We start from the raw sequence: 16,913 nt of genomic DNA on the forward strand, positions 1-16,913 counted from the left end.
TAGAGTCTGTCGCCGGGAGATTTCGCAGTTCTATTTTTCTCAGACTTGACGAATAAAAGTGTATACTTAGTTACAAGAGTCAATGTCTGAGATGGAGTAATCCAGATGAATGCAGTAGTGGATTTGACAAACCGAATTTCGGGATATCATCTGGTTGAGCAATTATACTGTGGTTCGAGAACCCTAGTTTATCGAGCCATCCGAGAAACAGATCAGCTTCCGGTTGTCATTAAACTATTAAATCGAGACTATCCCAGCTTCAGCGAACTGCTGCAATTCCGCAACCAGTACACCATCGCCAAAAACCTACGTCTGCCGGGAGTCGTTGAACCCTACAATTTGGAATCCTATCGCCACAGCTATGCCCTAGTAATGGAGGATTTTGGCGGTATTTCTCTGCGAGACTACGCCCAAGAACGCAAGCTGACTCTAGCAGAAATATTGGCAATTGCTATTCAAATAACTGACATTCTTGACGGACTGTACCGAAACCGAGTCATTCACAAAGATATTAAGCCAGCTAACGTTCTGATTCATCCCGAAACTAAACAAGTCCAACTGATTGACTTTAGCATCGCCTCCCTACTGCCGAGAGAAACTCAAGAAATTCAAAATCCCAACGTTTTAGAAGGAACCCTCGCCTATATTTCACCCGAACAAACCGGACGAATGAACCGAGGCATCGACTACCGCACCGACTTTTATTCTCTGGGAGCCACATTTTACGAACTGCTGACAGGAAAACTGCCATTTGAATGTGACGACCCCATGGAGTTGGTTCACTGCCATATTGCCAAACAACCTCCTTCAATAAACAGCAAAGAAATCCCGCAGGTGGTTTCGGATCTGGTGATGAAGCTAATGGCAAAGAATGCCGAAAAACGCTATCAAAGTGCCTTGGGATTGAAACATGACTTAGAAAGGTGTTTGCAGCAGTGCCAAGAAACTGGAAAGATTGAAACTTTTGAGTTAGGAACGCGGGATGTATGCGATCGCTTCCTGATTCCTGAAAAGCTTTATGGTCGAGAAACAGAAGTACAAATCCTGTTGAATGCCTTCGATCGCGTGGCAAATGGCACATCAGAATTAATGCTAGTCGCGGGGTTCTCCGGGATTGGAAAAACGGCTGTAGTCAACGAGGTGCATAAACCAATTGTCCGACAGCGCGGCTATTTCATCAAAGGCAAATTCGACCAGTTTAACCGCAACATTCCCTTCTCGGCATTTGTCCAGGCATTTCGCGATTTTATGGCACAATTACTCAGTGAAAGTGATGCCAAAATCCAAGAATGGAAAACTCAAATTCTCGAAGCGCTCGGTGACAGCGGACAAGTTATTATTGAAGTCATTCCCGAACTAGAACGGATTATTGGACCCCAACCCCCAGCCCCGGAATTATCGGGAATTGCTGCTCAAAATCTCTTTAATTTGCTCTTCCACAAATTCATTGCAGTCTTCACCAAAAAAGAGCATCCCTTGGTGATATTTTTGGATGACTTACAATGGGCGGATTCGGCATCGCTGAAGTTAATGCAATTGCTAGTCAATGAGTCGCAATTGGGTTATCTGTTGCTGCTGGGAGCCTATCGGGATAATGAAGTATCACCAGGCCATCCCCTGATGTTGACCCTCGATGAAGTGAGGAAGGCAGGAACCACACTCAACACTATTACATTAGCACCGCTTGGCCAAATCAGTTTAAATCAATTGGTAGCGGATACGCTAGTTTGTGACCCTGATTTAGCACAAACGCTGACAGAATTAGTGTATCAAAAAACTCAAGGAAACCCATTTTTTGCGACGCAGTTTCTCAAAGCATTGCATCAGGATGGATTGATTACTTTTGAGAACCAATCGGGACATTGGCAGTGCGATATTAGCAAAGTGAGAGAGGCAGCTCTCACTGATGATGTGGTGCTATTTATGGCGCAGCAGTTGCAAAAAATGCCAGCCACAACTCAGTCTGTTTTAAAATTAGCCGCTTGCATTGGCAACCAGTTCGATCTGGCAACATTGGCAATTGTTTCAGAGAGTTCGGAGACGGAAACCGCAACCGCATTGTGGAAAGCTTTACAGGAAGAGCTGATTATTCCCCAAAGTGAAGTTTATAAATTTTATGTAGGCGCTCAACAGGCGATTTCTGAAACGACTACTCAAACCGTTGCCTATCGTTTCTTGCACGATCGCGTCCAACAAGCTGCTTATTCTTTGATTCCCGAAGAAGAACGCGCGATCGCTCATTATCAAATCGGGCAACTGCTGCTGCAACAAATTTCAGCAGAAGCCAGAGAAGAACGCATTTTTGAATTAGTCAATCAGTTGAACTACGGAACCATACTGGTTGTAGAACAACCCGAAAGGGAGGAACTCGCCCAACTCAACCTCACTGCTTGCCACAAAGCCAGAGCCGCCACTGCCTATCAAGCCGCCCGCGAATATGCCACAGTGGGCCTGAAACTGCTGGGAACAGACGCTTGGCAACGGCAGTACGAAATGACCCTATCTTTGTACGACTTGGCTGCCGAGGTGGCTTTCTTGGCTGGCGATTTTGAGCAGATGCACCAGTGGATTGAAGCGGTGATTCATCATGCGAAAACACCTTTAGAACAGGTGCAAGTTTACCAAGTCAAAATTCAGGCATTGGTTGCCCACAATAAATTTGTTGAGGCGATCGCGATCGGTCAATCAGTCTTCCAAATGTTAGGCGTAAACCTACCAAATGAACCAACCCTAGACGATATTCGGCAGTTGAAGCAAGAAATTGATGCCTTAATTGAAGGTCGCTCTATTGAATCATTCTTTGATCTGCCGAAAATGAGCGATCCTCAGCAATTAGCCATTATGCAAAATGCCGCTCGCCTAACACCCGTCTGTTATATGTCCGGCACCAAGCTTTATTTCCTGGTGGTGGCACTGCAGGTTAAGTTGTCCATCCAATTCGGCAATAGTCCGGTTTCCGCTTTTTGCTACGTGGGTTACGCCTTCCAACTGAGGATGCTGTGGGGCGACATGACGATGGTGCCTCAGTTTGGGCAATTAGGATACCAACTCGCCTTAGAACCCGATGCCAAAAACATTCGAGCCGCCACCGCCATGTTAATGGGGGCATATGTGGGTTCTTGGACGATCCATCTGCAAGAAACGCTGCCCATTCTTCTCGATGGCTATCAAGCTGGATTAGAAACAGGCAATCTAGAATTTATGGGCTATGACGCCCAGTTGTACTGTTTCAATGCTTATTGGTACGGTCAACCGCTGGCTGAACTCGAACCGCAAATTCGCGCCTATTATCAACAGTTGTGCGACCTCAACCAATTGACGGCAGCAAACTGTGTGTTGGCATACTGGCAGGCGGCTCAAATTCTCTTGGGTGAGTCAGAGGAAGAAATTCCCTTACGCCAGGATTCATACGAAGAAAAAGTCTTGGATGAGGCCAAAGTCGATTTTTACCGACTATCCTTCTTCTACTTGTATCGATTCACCTTGGATTACTGGTTGGAAGACTTTGCTAAAGCAGAACATGATGCCGCTCAAACGCGACAGTATTTGGCTGGAGGGATGGGAAGTATTGTTGAACCGATCTTCTATTTCTATGATTCTCTGAACGTGCTGGCGACTCCTGGTGAATCAATGTCGGAGTCAGAGCCGCGATGGCTGCGAATGGAAGAAAATCAAGCCAAGCTAAAAGATTGGGCAGATTATGGCCCCATGAATTACTTGCACAAATATCATTTAGTTGAAGCCCAAAAGTATCAACTCCTCAATTGCAAAACAGAAGCTCTAGAATTTTATGATTTAGCAATTCAAGGAGCCAAGGAAAACGGTTATATCCAAGAGGAAGGGTTGGCCAACGAACTCGCGGCCAAATTCTACTGGGAATGGGGTAAAGAAAAAGTGGCCGCCAGCTATATGCAGGAAGCATATTACTGTTATGCCCGTTGGGGTGCACTCGCCAAGGTTGAAGACTTAGAAAAAAGGTATCCGCAGTTACTTCATCCCATCCTGAATCAGCCCCAACTTCGCTTTAATCCTCTAGAAACGCTAGCAACGATTAGCCACTCTTCACACACTTCCAGCACCAGCAGCACCAGTATTTCCGATGCCCTTGATTTCGCATCTATTGTGCAAGCTGCTCAAGCTTTATCCAGTAAAATTCAGCTTGATGAATTGTTCGGAAGCCTCAACCAAATTATTTTAAAAACTTCGGGCGCAGAAACTTGTGCTTTGCTACTCCCCCATGAGGATGAATGGCAAATCCGGGCAATAACTCACATAAATCCAGATAACGAGTTACCCACAACCTTACTGCAAACCCAACCTATAGATGGCTCGGCGGTGATTCCGCTCAAGCTGGTTTATTATGTCAAACACACCCTGGAAACTGTGGTGATTGAAGGTGGCAAGACCGATATTCCGGGTTTAATGAATGACTGTACGCTCCAGTATCACTCTCAGAGTATGCTATGTACTCCGATTCTCGATCGCGGGAACTTAGTTGCGATACTTTATCTCGAACATAGCTCGACAAAAGGAGTGTTTACTCGCGATCGTCTCCTCGTCCTCAACTTCCTCTGCACTCAGGCTGCCATTTCCTTAGAAAATGCGCGATTGTATCAGCAAGCGCAGGACTATGCCCACCAGGTGGAACAATCACAACTGCAATTAGTGCAGAGCGAAAAAATGTCGGCGTTGGGGAACTTAGTGGCCGGGGTTGCCCATGAAATTAATAATCCAGTCGGATTTATTTCTGGCAATATTCATGAGGCGATCGCCGCCGTCAAAGATATTACAGAATACTTACAACTCTATAAAGAAAAATTTCCCAGTCCGGGTGAGGAGATTGAAGAAAAAGCTGAAGAGAGCGATATCGAATATCTCTTAGAAGATTTACCCAAAATGTTGAAATCGATGCAAATCGGGTGCGATCGCATTCAAGGTATCAGCACCAGTCTTCGTACCTTCTCTCGCGCCGACAAAGATTACAAAGTTCCTTTCAATATTCATGACGGAATTAACAGTACGATTTTGATTCTCAAACACAGATTGAAAGCGAACGAACAGCGTCCAGCGATTGAAGTTGTGAAAGAGTACGGGAATTTGCCATCAGTTGATTGCTTCCCCGGACAATTAAATCAAGTGTTTATGAATATATTAGCCAATGCCATTGATGCACTGGAAGAATCTAATCGGGAACCGAGTTTAGAGAAGATTAAAGCCCCAGCTCATTGCATCACGATTCGGACAGAAATAAAGTCTTCTGAGTGGGTGACGATTCGCATTTCTGACAACGGGCCAGGGATATCAGATGAGATAAAAGCGAATATTTTTGATCACTTATTTACAACTAAAGGTGTCGGTAAAGGCACAGGGTTGGGTTTGGCGATCGCACGGCAGATTGTAGTTGAGAAACACTCTGGTATGCTAGAAGTCAACTCAACTTTAGGTAGAGGTACAGAATTTATAATTTCACTGCCATGTTGAGCATTACCTTGGTAATTTATATCGTTTCCGGTTGCATCGGAATGATTTAACCGCAGAGGGCGCTGAGAACGCAGAGGGAGAGAATACAGAGATGAATAATTCCGATGCTACCGGATTTGATATTATAGCCAATTTGGGGATTTTTCTTGAAACTTAAAAGTTTTTTACACCACACTTTACAATTTATAGTGAGCGATAACTTCTGCCAAGTTCTTGATACTTCCGTCGCACTAATTCATAAAGGAATCTCGATCGCAAATTCCGTACCTTCTCCTACAGTGGAACGGCAGCTCAAGGCTCCGGCGTGTTTTTCCGCGACAATTCGGTAACTGATGGCTAACCCTAAACCAGTGCCTTTTCCCATCGGTTTTGTCGTGAAAAACGGGTCAAATAATCGGCTCCGCACGTCTTCTGTCATGCCGATCGCATTATCGGAAATGCGGATGCAAATACTATTTTCGTTCAGGGCTTCTGTGCGAATGCTAATAGTTGGTTCCCAATCGTCACCGCCGGCTGCCGCTCGCCTTTTTTGGTTGCAAGCATCTTCCAAGGCGTCAATACTATTGCTAAGCAGGTTCATAAATACCTGATTTAGCTGACCTGCATAACATTCAATTAAAGGGATTTTACCATAATCTTTGATTACTTTAATTTCGGGATAGTCGCCTCTGGCGCGCAGTTTGTTGTGTAAAATTAGGAGCGTATTGTCTATGCCTTCGTGAAGGTTGGTAGGCTTTTTTACCGAGTCGTCTAAACGCGAGAAATTTCGCAAGCTCAGAACTATTTCGCGAATGCGATCTGCTCCCATTTTCATCGAAGATAATATTTTTAGTAAATCTTCTCTCAGAAATTCTAAATCGATATTGTTAATACATTCTTGAACTTCTACCACGGGCTGAGGATAGTGTTTTTGGTAAAGTTCCACAAGCTGCAACAAGTCTCGGATATATTGGCTGGCGTAGGAAATATTGCCGTAGATAAAACTGACAGGGTTATTAATTTCGTGAGCTACTCCAGCTACCATTTGACCGAGACTTGACATTTTTTCGGTATGAATTAGGTGAGCTTGAGTTTCTCGAAGTTCTTTGAGAGCGATTTCTAGCTGCTGGGCTCTGTTGTTGGCGATCGCCTCGGAGAGCCGCAAAGCATCCTCCGCTGCTTTGCGCTCTGTTATGTCAAAAATGGCACCGTTGAGAGATAAAAGTTCACCGTCTGCGTTGAAAATGGCTTGACCTTTCTCTGCAACCCACCGCACATTTCCGTCGCAGTGAATTAGGCGATATTCGATGATGTAAGGTTGTTTTGTCTTAATAGCCCGATCGATAATTGTCTCGATCTGCTCAACGTCATCGGGATGAACTATACTCGGAAAAGCCTGCACCGGTTTTTGCATAAAGTTAGCAGCAGGATAGCCGGAAATAGCTTCTATGCCACTGCTGATAAAAGTTACGCTCGATCGCCCCGCAGCACTGCACCGGTAAACCGCACCGGGAATGCTAGAAACTAATGACCTAAATTCTTCTTCTCTTTCTCGCAAAGCTGCCTCAATCCGCTTGCGTTCGCTAATGTCGCGAGCAAACGCGCACTGATATTCTTTGCCGTTAAATTCTAAATGGTTGATCGTAATTTCTACCGGAAAAATGCGACCGTACTTAGTGAGGTGGTGAACTTCAATATTAACCGAACCGCAGCGTTTTAAGACTTTCCAGTGCAAACTCCAAGCAGTTTGGGGAAAATCTGGATTGATGTCGTGCACGGTCATCGAGAGCAATTCTGCAGCAGAATATCCCAATGAAGTGCAAGCAGCGTCGTTGACGTACAAAAATTTACCATCGGGCCCGATCCAGAATATCGCATCTGCCGATCGGTCGATCGCAAACTGAGTCAATTGTAACTTTTCCTCAACCCGGTGGCGATCGGCAATTTCTTTTTCTAACTGTTCGTTAAGCGAATTGAGAGCTAAAGCGCGATCGACAATAGTATCTGAAGGGTAAAAATTGAGCGCTTGTTTTGCCAATTCTCCTTTCTGGATATCATGCTGGTGCTGATTTTCTTCTACCTGTTTTAACGACTGTTGTTGAAATTTTTCTTTTTGATTGAAACCAGACTCGGCAAGTGCTTTCGGCATGAGGGCGAGGGCGGTTGCGGCTAAAAGCAAAGAAATCAAAGCACTTGCAGCTTTGAGAGTTACCGACAGCCAATATATGGAATGCCAAAGCGTCCAAACTTCCGTCAATTTAGCAGCGCCCCAGGCAAAAAAAACAACGGCAAACACCCGGAAAATCTTGCGGTGAGAACCTTGGCGGGTAAAATAAACTAAAGAGAGGGCGATCGAGCAATAAGCCAGTGCCGTCAGCGAGTCAAAAACAGCGTACAATCGCAACTCCGGCACCACGTTGCAGGCTAGTGTAGAAGATACAGCAAGTGTGGAAAAAAAAATTGTTAATTGTTCTTGCATAAAGTTCAAGAAAAAAATTATCTGTACCAATGCAAATCAGATCAAATCTAATTATTTGATTTCGGCTAGTGAAATATTTACATAATTATATACTTTTTTCATTTTTTATGAAACAGCTATTTTTTCAGGAAATATCAAAACTGTCGAGGTTGGGCCCTGGGAACGAAGCTTTGCCCAAGTATGAGCAATGGTGAGCGTCACGGCTAGCAACGCTTACGTTGCTCCCTGTGACGGAATACATAGGTTTGCCTACTGATTGCTTCAGAAACATTTAAATTGTTAATGATCGCTATTAAATTTTCTTTTAGATGACTTAAGCAGTGAGCCTGGGGTTAAAAACCCCAGGCTCACAGATTGACTAGCAGACTTTTAAGGCAGAGAAAATCTCAATTTTTCCGCTGGGAATCCACAATTAAGCACCGCCCAGCGCCCAATGCACCAAAGTCCGAACACCAAAACCAGTAGCCCCAGGGCCATTGTAGCCATTTTCTTTGTCAGTCCAAACCGGGCCGGCAATATCTAAATGGGCCCAAGCAGTATCCTTCACAAACTGCTTCAAAAATAGCGCCGCCGTAATCGAACCGCCGGGACGTGGGCCTGTGTTTTTCATGTCGGCGTGCAATGCTTTCAATCCCTCAAAATATTTTTCTTCCATCGGCATTCGCCAAAATTTTTCGCCTGCCAATTCTGAGGCAGCGACTATTTCGGCGGCGACGCTATCTTGAGGACTCCACAAACCCGCGATATCGTCGCCTAAAGCAATTACGCAGGCCCCGGTTAGAGTTGCTAAATCTACAATTGCGTCAACTCCCAATTTATCAGCAAATACCAAAGCATCAGCCAAGGTTAAACGACCTTCAGCGTCGGTATTGTTGACTTCAATTGTTTTGCCGTTGGAAGCTGTAAGGATGTCTCCAGGGCGCATGGCGCGGCCGCTGATCATGTTTTCAGTGACGGCGCTGATAAAGTGAACTTCCACATCTGGTTTGATGTGTCCGATCGCCTTTGCCGCTCCTAAAGTAGCCGCAGCGCCGCCCATATCTATTTTCATCATTTCAATGCCGCTGCCCGCACCTTTGATGTTCAAACCGCCAGAATCAAAGGTCAATCCTTTGCCGACAATTGCTATTTTGCGGCGCGGTGTGCCTTCGGGTTTGTAAGTTAAGTGGATAAATTTCGGCGGTAAATCAGATGCTAGAGCAACGCCGAGAAAGGCTCCCATGCCGAGTTTTTCGCAGTCTTCCCGCTCCAATATTTCTAATTCTAAACCGCATTCGGCAGCTAGACTTTGAGCAGTTTCGGCCATTGTAATCGGGGTGACAAAATTTGCCGGCGCTGCGACTAATTCCCGTGCTAAAATGACTCCGGCAGTGATTTGGCGGGCGCGGGCGATCGCACTTTCGGTACCGGCAAACCCGAGCAAATGAATTTGTTCGAGTTGCGGGCTTTTGTCTTCCTGTTCCGATTTGAAACGGTTGTCTTGATTCAGGGAGAGTTCTACACCTTCGGCGATGGCGCTTGCTGTAGAATCCGGCGCGTTTTTCCACACCGGAAAGCTAATTCCGAGGGTTTTGCATTTCTCTTTTTTGGCTAACTTGGCGCAAACCCCCGCAGCTTGCCGCACGGTGTCTAATTTTAAGTCCTCTGTTTTGCCCAAACCTACGATCGCAATTTTGCGAATGGGATTATTGCCGCCGACGCGGGTGATGGCGCTCGTGCCCACTTTGCCCTTAAAATCTACTTCCAGTAGCAGCTCTTTCAAAGTGCCTGCAAGCTTTTCATCTAATTGTGCCAGCTCGCCCGTGAGTTCCAAGCCGTCCTCAAATAGACCAATTGCCAGGGCGTCTCCTGTCCAAACAGAGCGGGGCGTATCGGTGACTAGAAATTCCATGTTTTGATTTACACTTTAGATTTTAGATTTTTGATTGTACTTTGTACTGGGTGGTTTGGGCTTTTTTCTTGGTGCGGGGAAATAGATCGATCGCACAAATTTTCGGCTCCACATCAAAATAAATTCTGCTACTATATCAGCCAAGTCCCCCTGCGATCGGATCTTCCACCAATCTCAATCATCTGTTTGGGGGTCGGCTGTCCGTTTTTGCCCCACTATTAACATTTATTTCTCGTTGAACAGGCATCCTGCCTGTGATGGCGTGGAACACCCATCCTGCCTGTGATGGCTCTTGACAAACGATCGGTTATCTATTGTTATTCTCTTAAATTTTCCCATGCTAAAACGACGCCGGGCCCGATTTTCTGTTTTAATCAGCGTTTCAGTTTGCGTTATTGCGATCGGCTCTTTGGTTGCTGCGATGAAATGGATGGGTTTTGGCTCGATCCAAAAGGCTCAGCAGCCCGTGAATGCAGCGAATTCCGAATCGGAAGTCAAGATGCTGGTGTCGCTGTCACCGAGCGAGCGATCGGCGAAATTAGTTGAACTCGCAACCAGTCAGCCTGCAAGTACGAACCCGCAGCAGGAAATCTCCCCTCAAAGCCGCGCCCGCTACCTGCTTGCCAGCGATTTAATTCAGCAAGGAAATGCGGCCAAAGCATTAAAGTTATTGGACAAATTAGAACAAGAATATCCGGTTTTAGCTGCTCACATTGCCCTAAAAAGGGCGCAAGCTTACCAATTAAGCGGCGACAAAGGCAAAACTCAAAAAGCTTGGGAGGAACTCCTCAAAAACTATCCGAGCGACCCGGTAGCAGCGGAAGCTTTATATGTTTTAGGCAAGTCAAAACCGGAATATTGGCAACAGGCAATTACTGAATTTCCCGCTCATCCCCGCAGCGTAGAAATTGCCCTCCGCAAGTTAAAAGAAAATCCCAATCAGCCGAAGTTGATGCTGCTCGTAGCAAAACACGGTCATTATGTCAAAGATTACGGGACAATTTTGGAACAACTGGTGCAGCGAAACAGCGCCGGTTTGAAACCGGAAGATTGGGAAGAAATTGCCTTTGGCTATTGGGAAAAACAAGATTATGGCAAAGGAGCTATTGCTTACGGGAAAGCTCCCCGCAACGCCAAAAATCTTTACCGCAAAGCTCGCGGTTTGTGGCTCGACGGAAAAATCCCGGAATCGAGAATTGCCTATCAAGAATTAGTGCGCGAGTTTCCCGATGCCGAAGATACTGGTTTGGGTTTAATTCGGCTATCGCGGCTGAGCGAACCGAAAGAAGCGATCGTTTTGCTCGATCGAGTTATTAGCAAATTCCCCAATTATGCCCCCGAAGCTTTGTTAGATAAATCCCAACTTCTTGACAAAGCACGCAGTGGTCAATCCGCCTCAGATACCCGGAAGTTGCTCTTGACAAAATACAATAATTCTGATAAAGCAGGGGAATTGCGGTGGACGATCGCCCAGCAGTTTGCCAAAGGCGGAGATTTAAAATCAGCTTGGCAGTGGGCGAGAGAATTAACCACCCACAATCCCGACAGCGAACAAGCTCCAGAAGCAGCATTTTGGGTCGGGAAATGGGCACAGCAACTCGGCCGCCAACAAGACGCCAAGACTGCATTTGACTACACGATCTTACGCTATCCAGAATCATATTTTGCGTGGCGATCGGCTGTACTTCTCGGCTGGCCAGTCGGCGACTTTACCACAGTCCGAGATTTGTCTCCCAATGTAGTGCGGCCGCCTCAGCGCCCCGAACCAATGGCAGGTTCTCCTGCGTTGAAAGAACTCTATCAATTAGGTCAAGATAGAGATGCTTGGACGCTGTGGCAAATAGAATTTATCGATCGCGTAGAACCAAGTATTGCCGAACAGTTTACCGACGGTTTAATGCGAGTAGCAGTCGGAGACAATTTAGACGGTTTGTGGATGGTTGGGAGTTTGCGGCAGCGCGATAAACCCGATGATAGAACCCAATACCTCGAACTCAGACAGCAACCGATTTATTGGCAAGCACTTTATCCTTTTCCTTACTTAGAAACCATTGTCAAATGGTCGCAAGAGCGCCAAATAAATCCAGTATTAGTAACAGCCTTAATCCGGCAAGAATCGCGGTTTATGCCCGCCATCAAATCATCAGTTGGCGCTACCGGTTTAATGCAAGTAATGCCGGAAACAGCAGCTTGGGTTGCTCAACAAATCAGCCTCAAAAAGTATTCATTGGAGAATGTGGACGACAACGTTAAACTTGGTACGTGGTATTTGGATCACACTCACGACGAGTACAAGAATAACTCGATGTTAGCTGTGGCGAGTTACAATGCCGGGCCGAATGCAGTAGCAGATTGGTTGAAGAGGTTTAATTTTAGTGACCCGGATGCTTTTGCGGAAAAGATTCCGTTTCCTGAAACGAAAGGATACGTGAAGTCGGTGTTTGAGAATTACTGGAATTATCTGCGGATTTACAATCCAGAAGTTAATCAGTTAATGAGTGAGCATTATGCGGCTGCTCAGAAAAAAGCAAAGCCTTAGTAAATTGGTTTAAGCAAGCTTTCAGGAACGGGCTCTCCGGCCCGTTCCACAAACAAATTTATGGCTCTTCATTAGCTAGTATGCTAAATTAACAGTCAAACTGCCAAGTAAGCAAACATCTAACTCGAAAGTTTTCAAAGTTTCTAAACCCGTAAGCAGAACGTTTAATCAACTTGAGTTTATTGTTGATTCCTTCGACAACACCACTCGTAGTCTTATAATCGAAGTAAGCAATAATCTCATCTAGCCAACCAATAATAGTGTTCTGACTATCGGGAAAATATTTTTTAGCTTCTAACAACCATCTTCCCAGTTTCAACAAACCGACCAACCAATTATTAGACTGCTCGAAAATCCTTCTAATTTTTTCTTTTAATTCCTGCATACTTTTGAGAGTAGAAGATACATCTTTAACTTGCAGGAGTTTAGCTTTTTGCTCTTCATTTATATCTGATTCGTTCTTCAATAACACGTATTTACTTTTCTTCAATCCTTCTAAAATTTTCTCCTGGTCTGCTTTCTCTTCTGACGATTCTGCTTTTTTAATTAAATCTTCTACCTGTCTCTTCTCTCGCTTCCTTTGGGCATCTAATTCCTTATTTATTTGTGCCATTACATGAAATCTGTCGGCGACCACCTGAGCATTTGGCATCAAGTCTCTCACTAGATTTCTGTAACCTTTCCACAAATCTATACTTACTTCTTCTATTTGCTCTAATATCTCTTTACCCCATCCGAGCAGCACTTCCCTAATTTCTTCTTGTTTCCTTCTATCCATTATCCCAATTAACTTAGACTTCTCTAAATCTATTAATACTGCACAGTAATTTCCTTTTCCTTTAATTACAGCTATTTCATCTATCCCTAATCTCTTCACCTCGCTAGGCTTGGCTTTCAAGTATTCTTTCGATGCGTCTTTTAACATCCTTTCTATTTCTTCTGTTGTCACCACCCCTTTTTTCGCTACGCTGTGGATATCGTTCTCTAACACTTCTTGGATTATTGCTCTTCCTAGCCGTTTCGTATAGGTTCTTCTTTTTCTGACAAACTCCAACTCTTCACTAAATGGCTTGACACATTTTTCACATTTAAACTGTCGTCTGTTGATTTCTAAAAATACGAAGTTTTCTCCCCAAGGTAAATCTTTGACGCTAGTTCGATGATTTTGATGTAATCTATGACTTTTTTTTCCACAACGTGGGCAGTTACTTTCCTTACCGATTCCTTCCACCTGCAAAATTATTCCAATCCCTTCATGCTGACGATGTGAGATTACTTTTATTCCCTCTATATTCAACAGCTTTGTTAAAAACTTTATCTCCTTTTTTGTTCTCATGGCTGTTCAATTCACCTAACCCCTCTAGCTTTTGCTTATAGTTAATAATAAATGAGCTCCGTCTGTCAACCCCGGTAATGACTCTACCAACTACTTTGCTAGCCTCATTTGTCTTTCTTTCCTGGCTTAGCTGTTGATTTAGCATATTAACTACTGAAGAGCCAAAAAATTTGTTGACTGGTGTATAGATCAATACTCCGGACAGTCTTTGAGACAGAGGCTGAAACCCTCATTCTACCGCTAGCACTTGACCTAACTGAGAAGGCTGAAACCCGCACTAGGCCGCTAGTGACTGAAAACTGTCCGGACTATTGATAGATAACCCCGATATAAAAAACATTTAAACCACTTAACGATCTAGACGAGTTAGAGAATATTTTAGTTAAACGATGCAATTGGTTGATGAACAACCCACAAATAGTCAAAGGCGCTACGGGATTTAAATGGCTCAGCAACTTGTAACAAAAAAGTAACAATACTAAGCTAGCCAACTTGGTATTATACTGGAGTTTAATACGGGACAAGAAAGTGAATAGAGACATCCGGCTTGATTTGTTGAAGGCACTAGGAGTTTTTTGCATAATCCTTGCTCACTGCAATCCTCCTCAGTTAATATTCCAGCTAAGAAACTTTGATGTACCGCTAATGGTAATCATTTCGGGTACGTTGTTTTATCATTCTTTTACAAGGAAACCGTTGTCTTATGGAACTTATCTAAAAAAGCGAGTTTTGCGATTAGTCCCACCAGTGTGGATTTTTCTCACATTCTTCTTTGTTTCTGCTTACGGCATATATCATTTTGCTGGGCAACATTTTCCGTTCACAGTACGACAAGTCGTTAGAAGTTTCTTATTGCTTGATGGTATTGGATACGTGTGGATAATTAAAGTGTTCATTTTAGTAGCTGCTGTCTCACCAGCTATTTACCAACTCCACAAACGACTTCCTAACAATACTCACTTTCTCGGTATCCTTGCAGGAATATACCTGCTGTACGAATTAAGTCTTCTTACCCTCACAAAATATTTGATAGCCATTCCTTGGTTATCCGTAGTGATTAACGATTATCTTATGTACGCAATCGTTTACGGATGTTTGGCTGGACTGGGCATGGCACTTCACACACTAAATAAACGTGAACGATTGATGATAGCTATTCTTTGCTTAGGAATCTTTGTTGCTTTTTCTTTCAATAGTTTTATTACTTTAGGACATTTTATTTCTACGCAAGAATTTAAATATCCACCAAGACTTTATTATTTGTCCTACGCTTTAGGGATTTCAACATTTTTGTACAACTTTGTTGATAAAATTTTAATATTGTTTAAAGAGAAAACTGTAGTAGATTCCATTGTATTTGTCAGCGCTAATTCGATGTGGATTTATTTGTGGCATATACTTGCTTTGCATTATTGGGCGAAGATATTCCCAAATGCTTATTTTTTGCTAACGTTCTTAGTTGTTACTGTAACGGCTGTCGCACTTACTTGGATTCAAACTCTAGCGCAAAAAAAATTAATCTGATGGTATATAAATGCTTTCAACTACAGGTTCTTCCTTACTTGGCACTTTAATTGTTAGTTTAGCATACCAAGTAAGGAAGAACCAAATTTATTTTGTGTATTGATTTTGTGGGGAGTAGGGGTTGGGCTTCTAGCCCGCCCTAAAAAGATGACAATGGCATCAGGAACAGGCAAGATGCCTGTTCCACCATCAAATTTATTTTGTGTATTTATTGATTGTGGGCTGGGCTTCTAGCCCGGAACAGGCAAGATGCCTGTTCCACAAACAAATTTATTTTGTGTATTGATTTTGTGGGGAGTAGGGGTTGGGCTTCTAGCCCCCCCCCTCATCAATATTCCAGAAATTGAAATTATGGAATGATAAAATAAATCAGCGGCATCCCAAGGAATCGCGAGTAGAAATCCCAGTTTGAGAATTAATCCCACTTGCCTTTGTGCACAATTCTTTAACTTGTGATCCGTCCATAATTGCATCAGTAAAGTCAGCGCCGGTGATATCAGCTCCCTCAAAAGTAGAACGCAGCAAAATTGTTTCTGCTAATATGGCATCGCTTAAATCAGCCTTAGTAAATTTAACTTGATCAATCATTGCATTAGTTAAATTTGCTCCGTGCAAATTCGCCTCAGTCATCACCGAAGCGCTCATAATTGCTCCCCGCAAATCGGCATTAGAAAAATTAGTCAAGTCCATATTAGCGTTAGAAAACTCAGCAGCCCGCAGCATTTGACCGGAAAAATCGCGTCTTGTCAGTTCGGCGTTGCTAAAGGACAACGGCGGAGCGTAATATTTAGATTGAGCCTGGGCTGGCTGCGGCAGGATGAAGATAGTTAGCGCCAAAAGGAATGCTGCTAGTTGCCGGAGTTTCATAATTCTGATATTCTCGCAAGGTGGGTATTTCGTAGTGTATCCCGAACTTTGGTCGATCGACTAAACAGTTAAAATCTTAATTAATAGTGATGGAGATGGACAAAAAGATATGCTAAGTTTTTTCTTAACTTGGATAGTAGCTGCAGTTTCGCTGGTCATTACCGCTAACATTGTACCAGGTATTGCGGTGGTTAGCTTTCCGGCGGCGATGCTGGCTGCTGTTGTTATCGGATTGGTGAACGCGGTTGTCAGACCGATTCTTACATTGCTGACGCTGCCTTTGACCATTATTACTTTAGGTTTGTTTTTATTCGTTGTGAATGCAATTTCGCTTTCCCTGGCTTCATGGTTGGCGGGTGCGTTCAATATCGGCTTTGCGGTTAACGGTTTTTGGCCGGCTTTGTTGGGTTCCATTGTGTTGTCATTCGTTTCTGGGTTGATTGGTCGATTTGTGAATGCCAATACTTTGTCTCAGTAGTACATTATCCCAGATATTCCAGATACTCGATCGGGGAAACTGCAACGGCTACTGTTACCGCAGAACCCCCCCTAACCCCTCCTTGTGAAAGGGGGGGATTTTTGTTGCGAATTATTTGTTTAGGGACTAAAAGCTTTTCACGGGCGGGTAGGATGCCCACCCCACAAGCAGATTCACTCTTTGTGGAACAGGCATCTTGCCTGTTGTTGAGAATTGTGGAACAGGCATCTTGCCTGTTGTTGAGAATGGTACGGGCGGGCAAGATGCCCACCCCACAAGCAGATTCACTCTTTGTGGAACAGGCATCTTGCCTGTTGTTGAGAATTGTGGAACAGGCAT

The 16,913-nt window shown here is 44.1% G+C and carries 8 protein-coding genes and 1 pseudogene; 4 read left to right on the plus strand and 5 right to left on the minus strand.

The annotated features are described in order from the left end of the window. The first annotated feature begins 105 nt into the window (after positions 1-105). Positions 106-5,481, plus strand: a complete 5,376-nt coding sequence (locus tag QUB24_RS12015) for an AAA family ATPase (RefSeq protein WP_333153384.1) — start codon at positions 106-108, stop codon at positions 5,479-5,481. Between the two features lie 235 nt (positions 5,482-5,716). Here the strand turns inward: QUB24_RS12015 and QUB24_RS12020 are convergent, their stop codons facing one another. Continuing rightward, positions 5,717-7,939, minus strand: coding sequence for a PAS domain S-box protein (locus QUB24_RS12020; protein ID WP_333153385.1), 2,223 nt, complete (start codon positions 7,937-7,939; stop codon positions 5,717-5,719). Between the two features lie 412 nt (positions 7,940-8,351). Then, positions 8,352-9,830 carry a leucyl aminopeptidase gene (locus QUB24_RS12025; RefSeq protein ID WP_333153386.1) on the minus strand — a complete coding sequence of 493 codons (1,479 nt, stop codon included), beginning with the start codon at positions 9,828-9,830 and terminating at the stop codon, positions 8,352-8,354. A 337-nt stretch (positions 9,831-10,167) separates the two neighbouring features. Between QUB24_RS12025 and QUB24_RS12030 the strand changes: the two genes are divergently transcribed. Next, positions 10,168-12,369 carry a transglycosylase SLT domain-containing protein gene (locus tag QUB24_RS12030; RefSeq protein ID WP_333153387.1) on the plus strand — a complete coding sequence of 734 codons (2,202 nt, stop codon included), beginning with the start codon at positions 10,168-10,170 and terminating at the stop codon, positions 12,367-12,369. 88 nt (positions 12,370-12,457) lie between these two features. On the opposite strand, the gene QUB24_RS12035 is transcribed toward QUB24_RS12030, so the two are convergent. Continuing rightward, the gene (locus QUB24_RS12035) at positions 12,458-13,705 is read right to left on the minus strand and encodes an ISL3 family transposase (RefSeq protein WP_333153388.1); all 1,248 of its coding nucleotides are present in this window, start codon (positions 13,703-13,705) and stop codon (positions 12,458-12,460) included. A gap of 528 nt (positions 13,706-14,233) precedes the next feature. Between QUB24_RS12035 and QUB24_RS12040 the strand changes: the two genes are divergently transcribed. Next, a complete protein-coding gene (locus QUB24_RS12040; RefSeq protein ID WP_333153389.1) occupies positions 14,234-15,229 on the plus strand; it encodes an acyltransferase in 996 nt (331 codons plus the stop codon). Between the two features lie 369 nt (positions 15,230-15,598). Here the strand turns inward: QUB24_RS12040 and QUB24_RS12045 are convergent, their stop codons facing one another. Further along, a complete protein-coding gene (locus QUB24_RS12045; protein WP_333153390.1) occupies positions 15,599-16,096 on the minus strand; it encodes a pentapeptide repeat-containing protein in 498 nt (165 codons plus the stop codon). Positions 16,097-16,205: 109 nt separating this feature from the next. On the opposite strand from QUB24_RS12045, the gene QUB24_RS12050 reads away from it, so the two are divergent. Next, complete coding sequence (locus QUB24_RS12050; protein WP_333153391.1) at positions 16,206-16,574, plus strand: phage holin family protein; 369 nt, start codon at positions 16,206-16,208, stop codon at positions 16,572-16,574. 4 nt (positions 16,575-16,578) lie between these two features. Here QUB24_RS12050 and QUB24_RS12055 read toward each other — a convergent pair. Continuing rightward, a pseudogene (locus QUB24_RS12055) lies at positions 16,579-16,913 on the minus strand (hypothetical protein); the annotation flags it as partial.

Origin of the sequence: Microcoleus sp. B9-D4, assembly GCF_036705105.1 — a bacterium.
Classification (GTDB): Bacteria; Cyanobacteriota; Cyanobacteriia; order Cyanobacteriales; family Microcoleaceae; genus Microcoleus.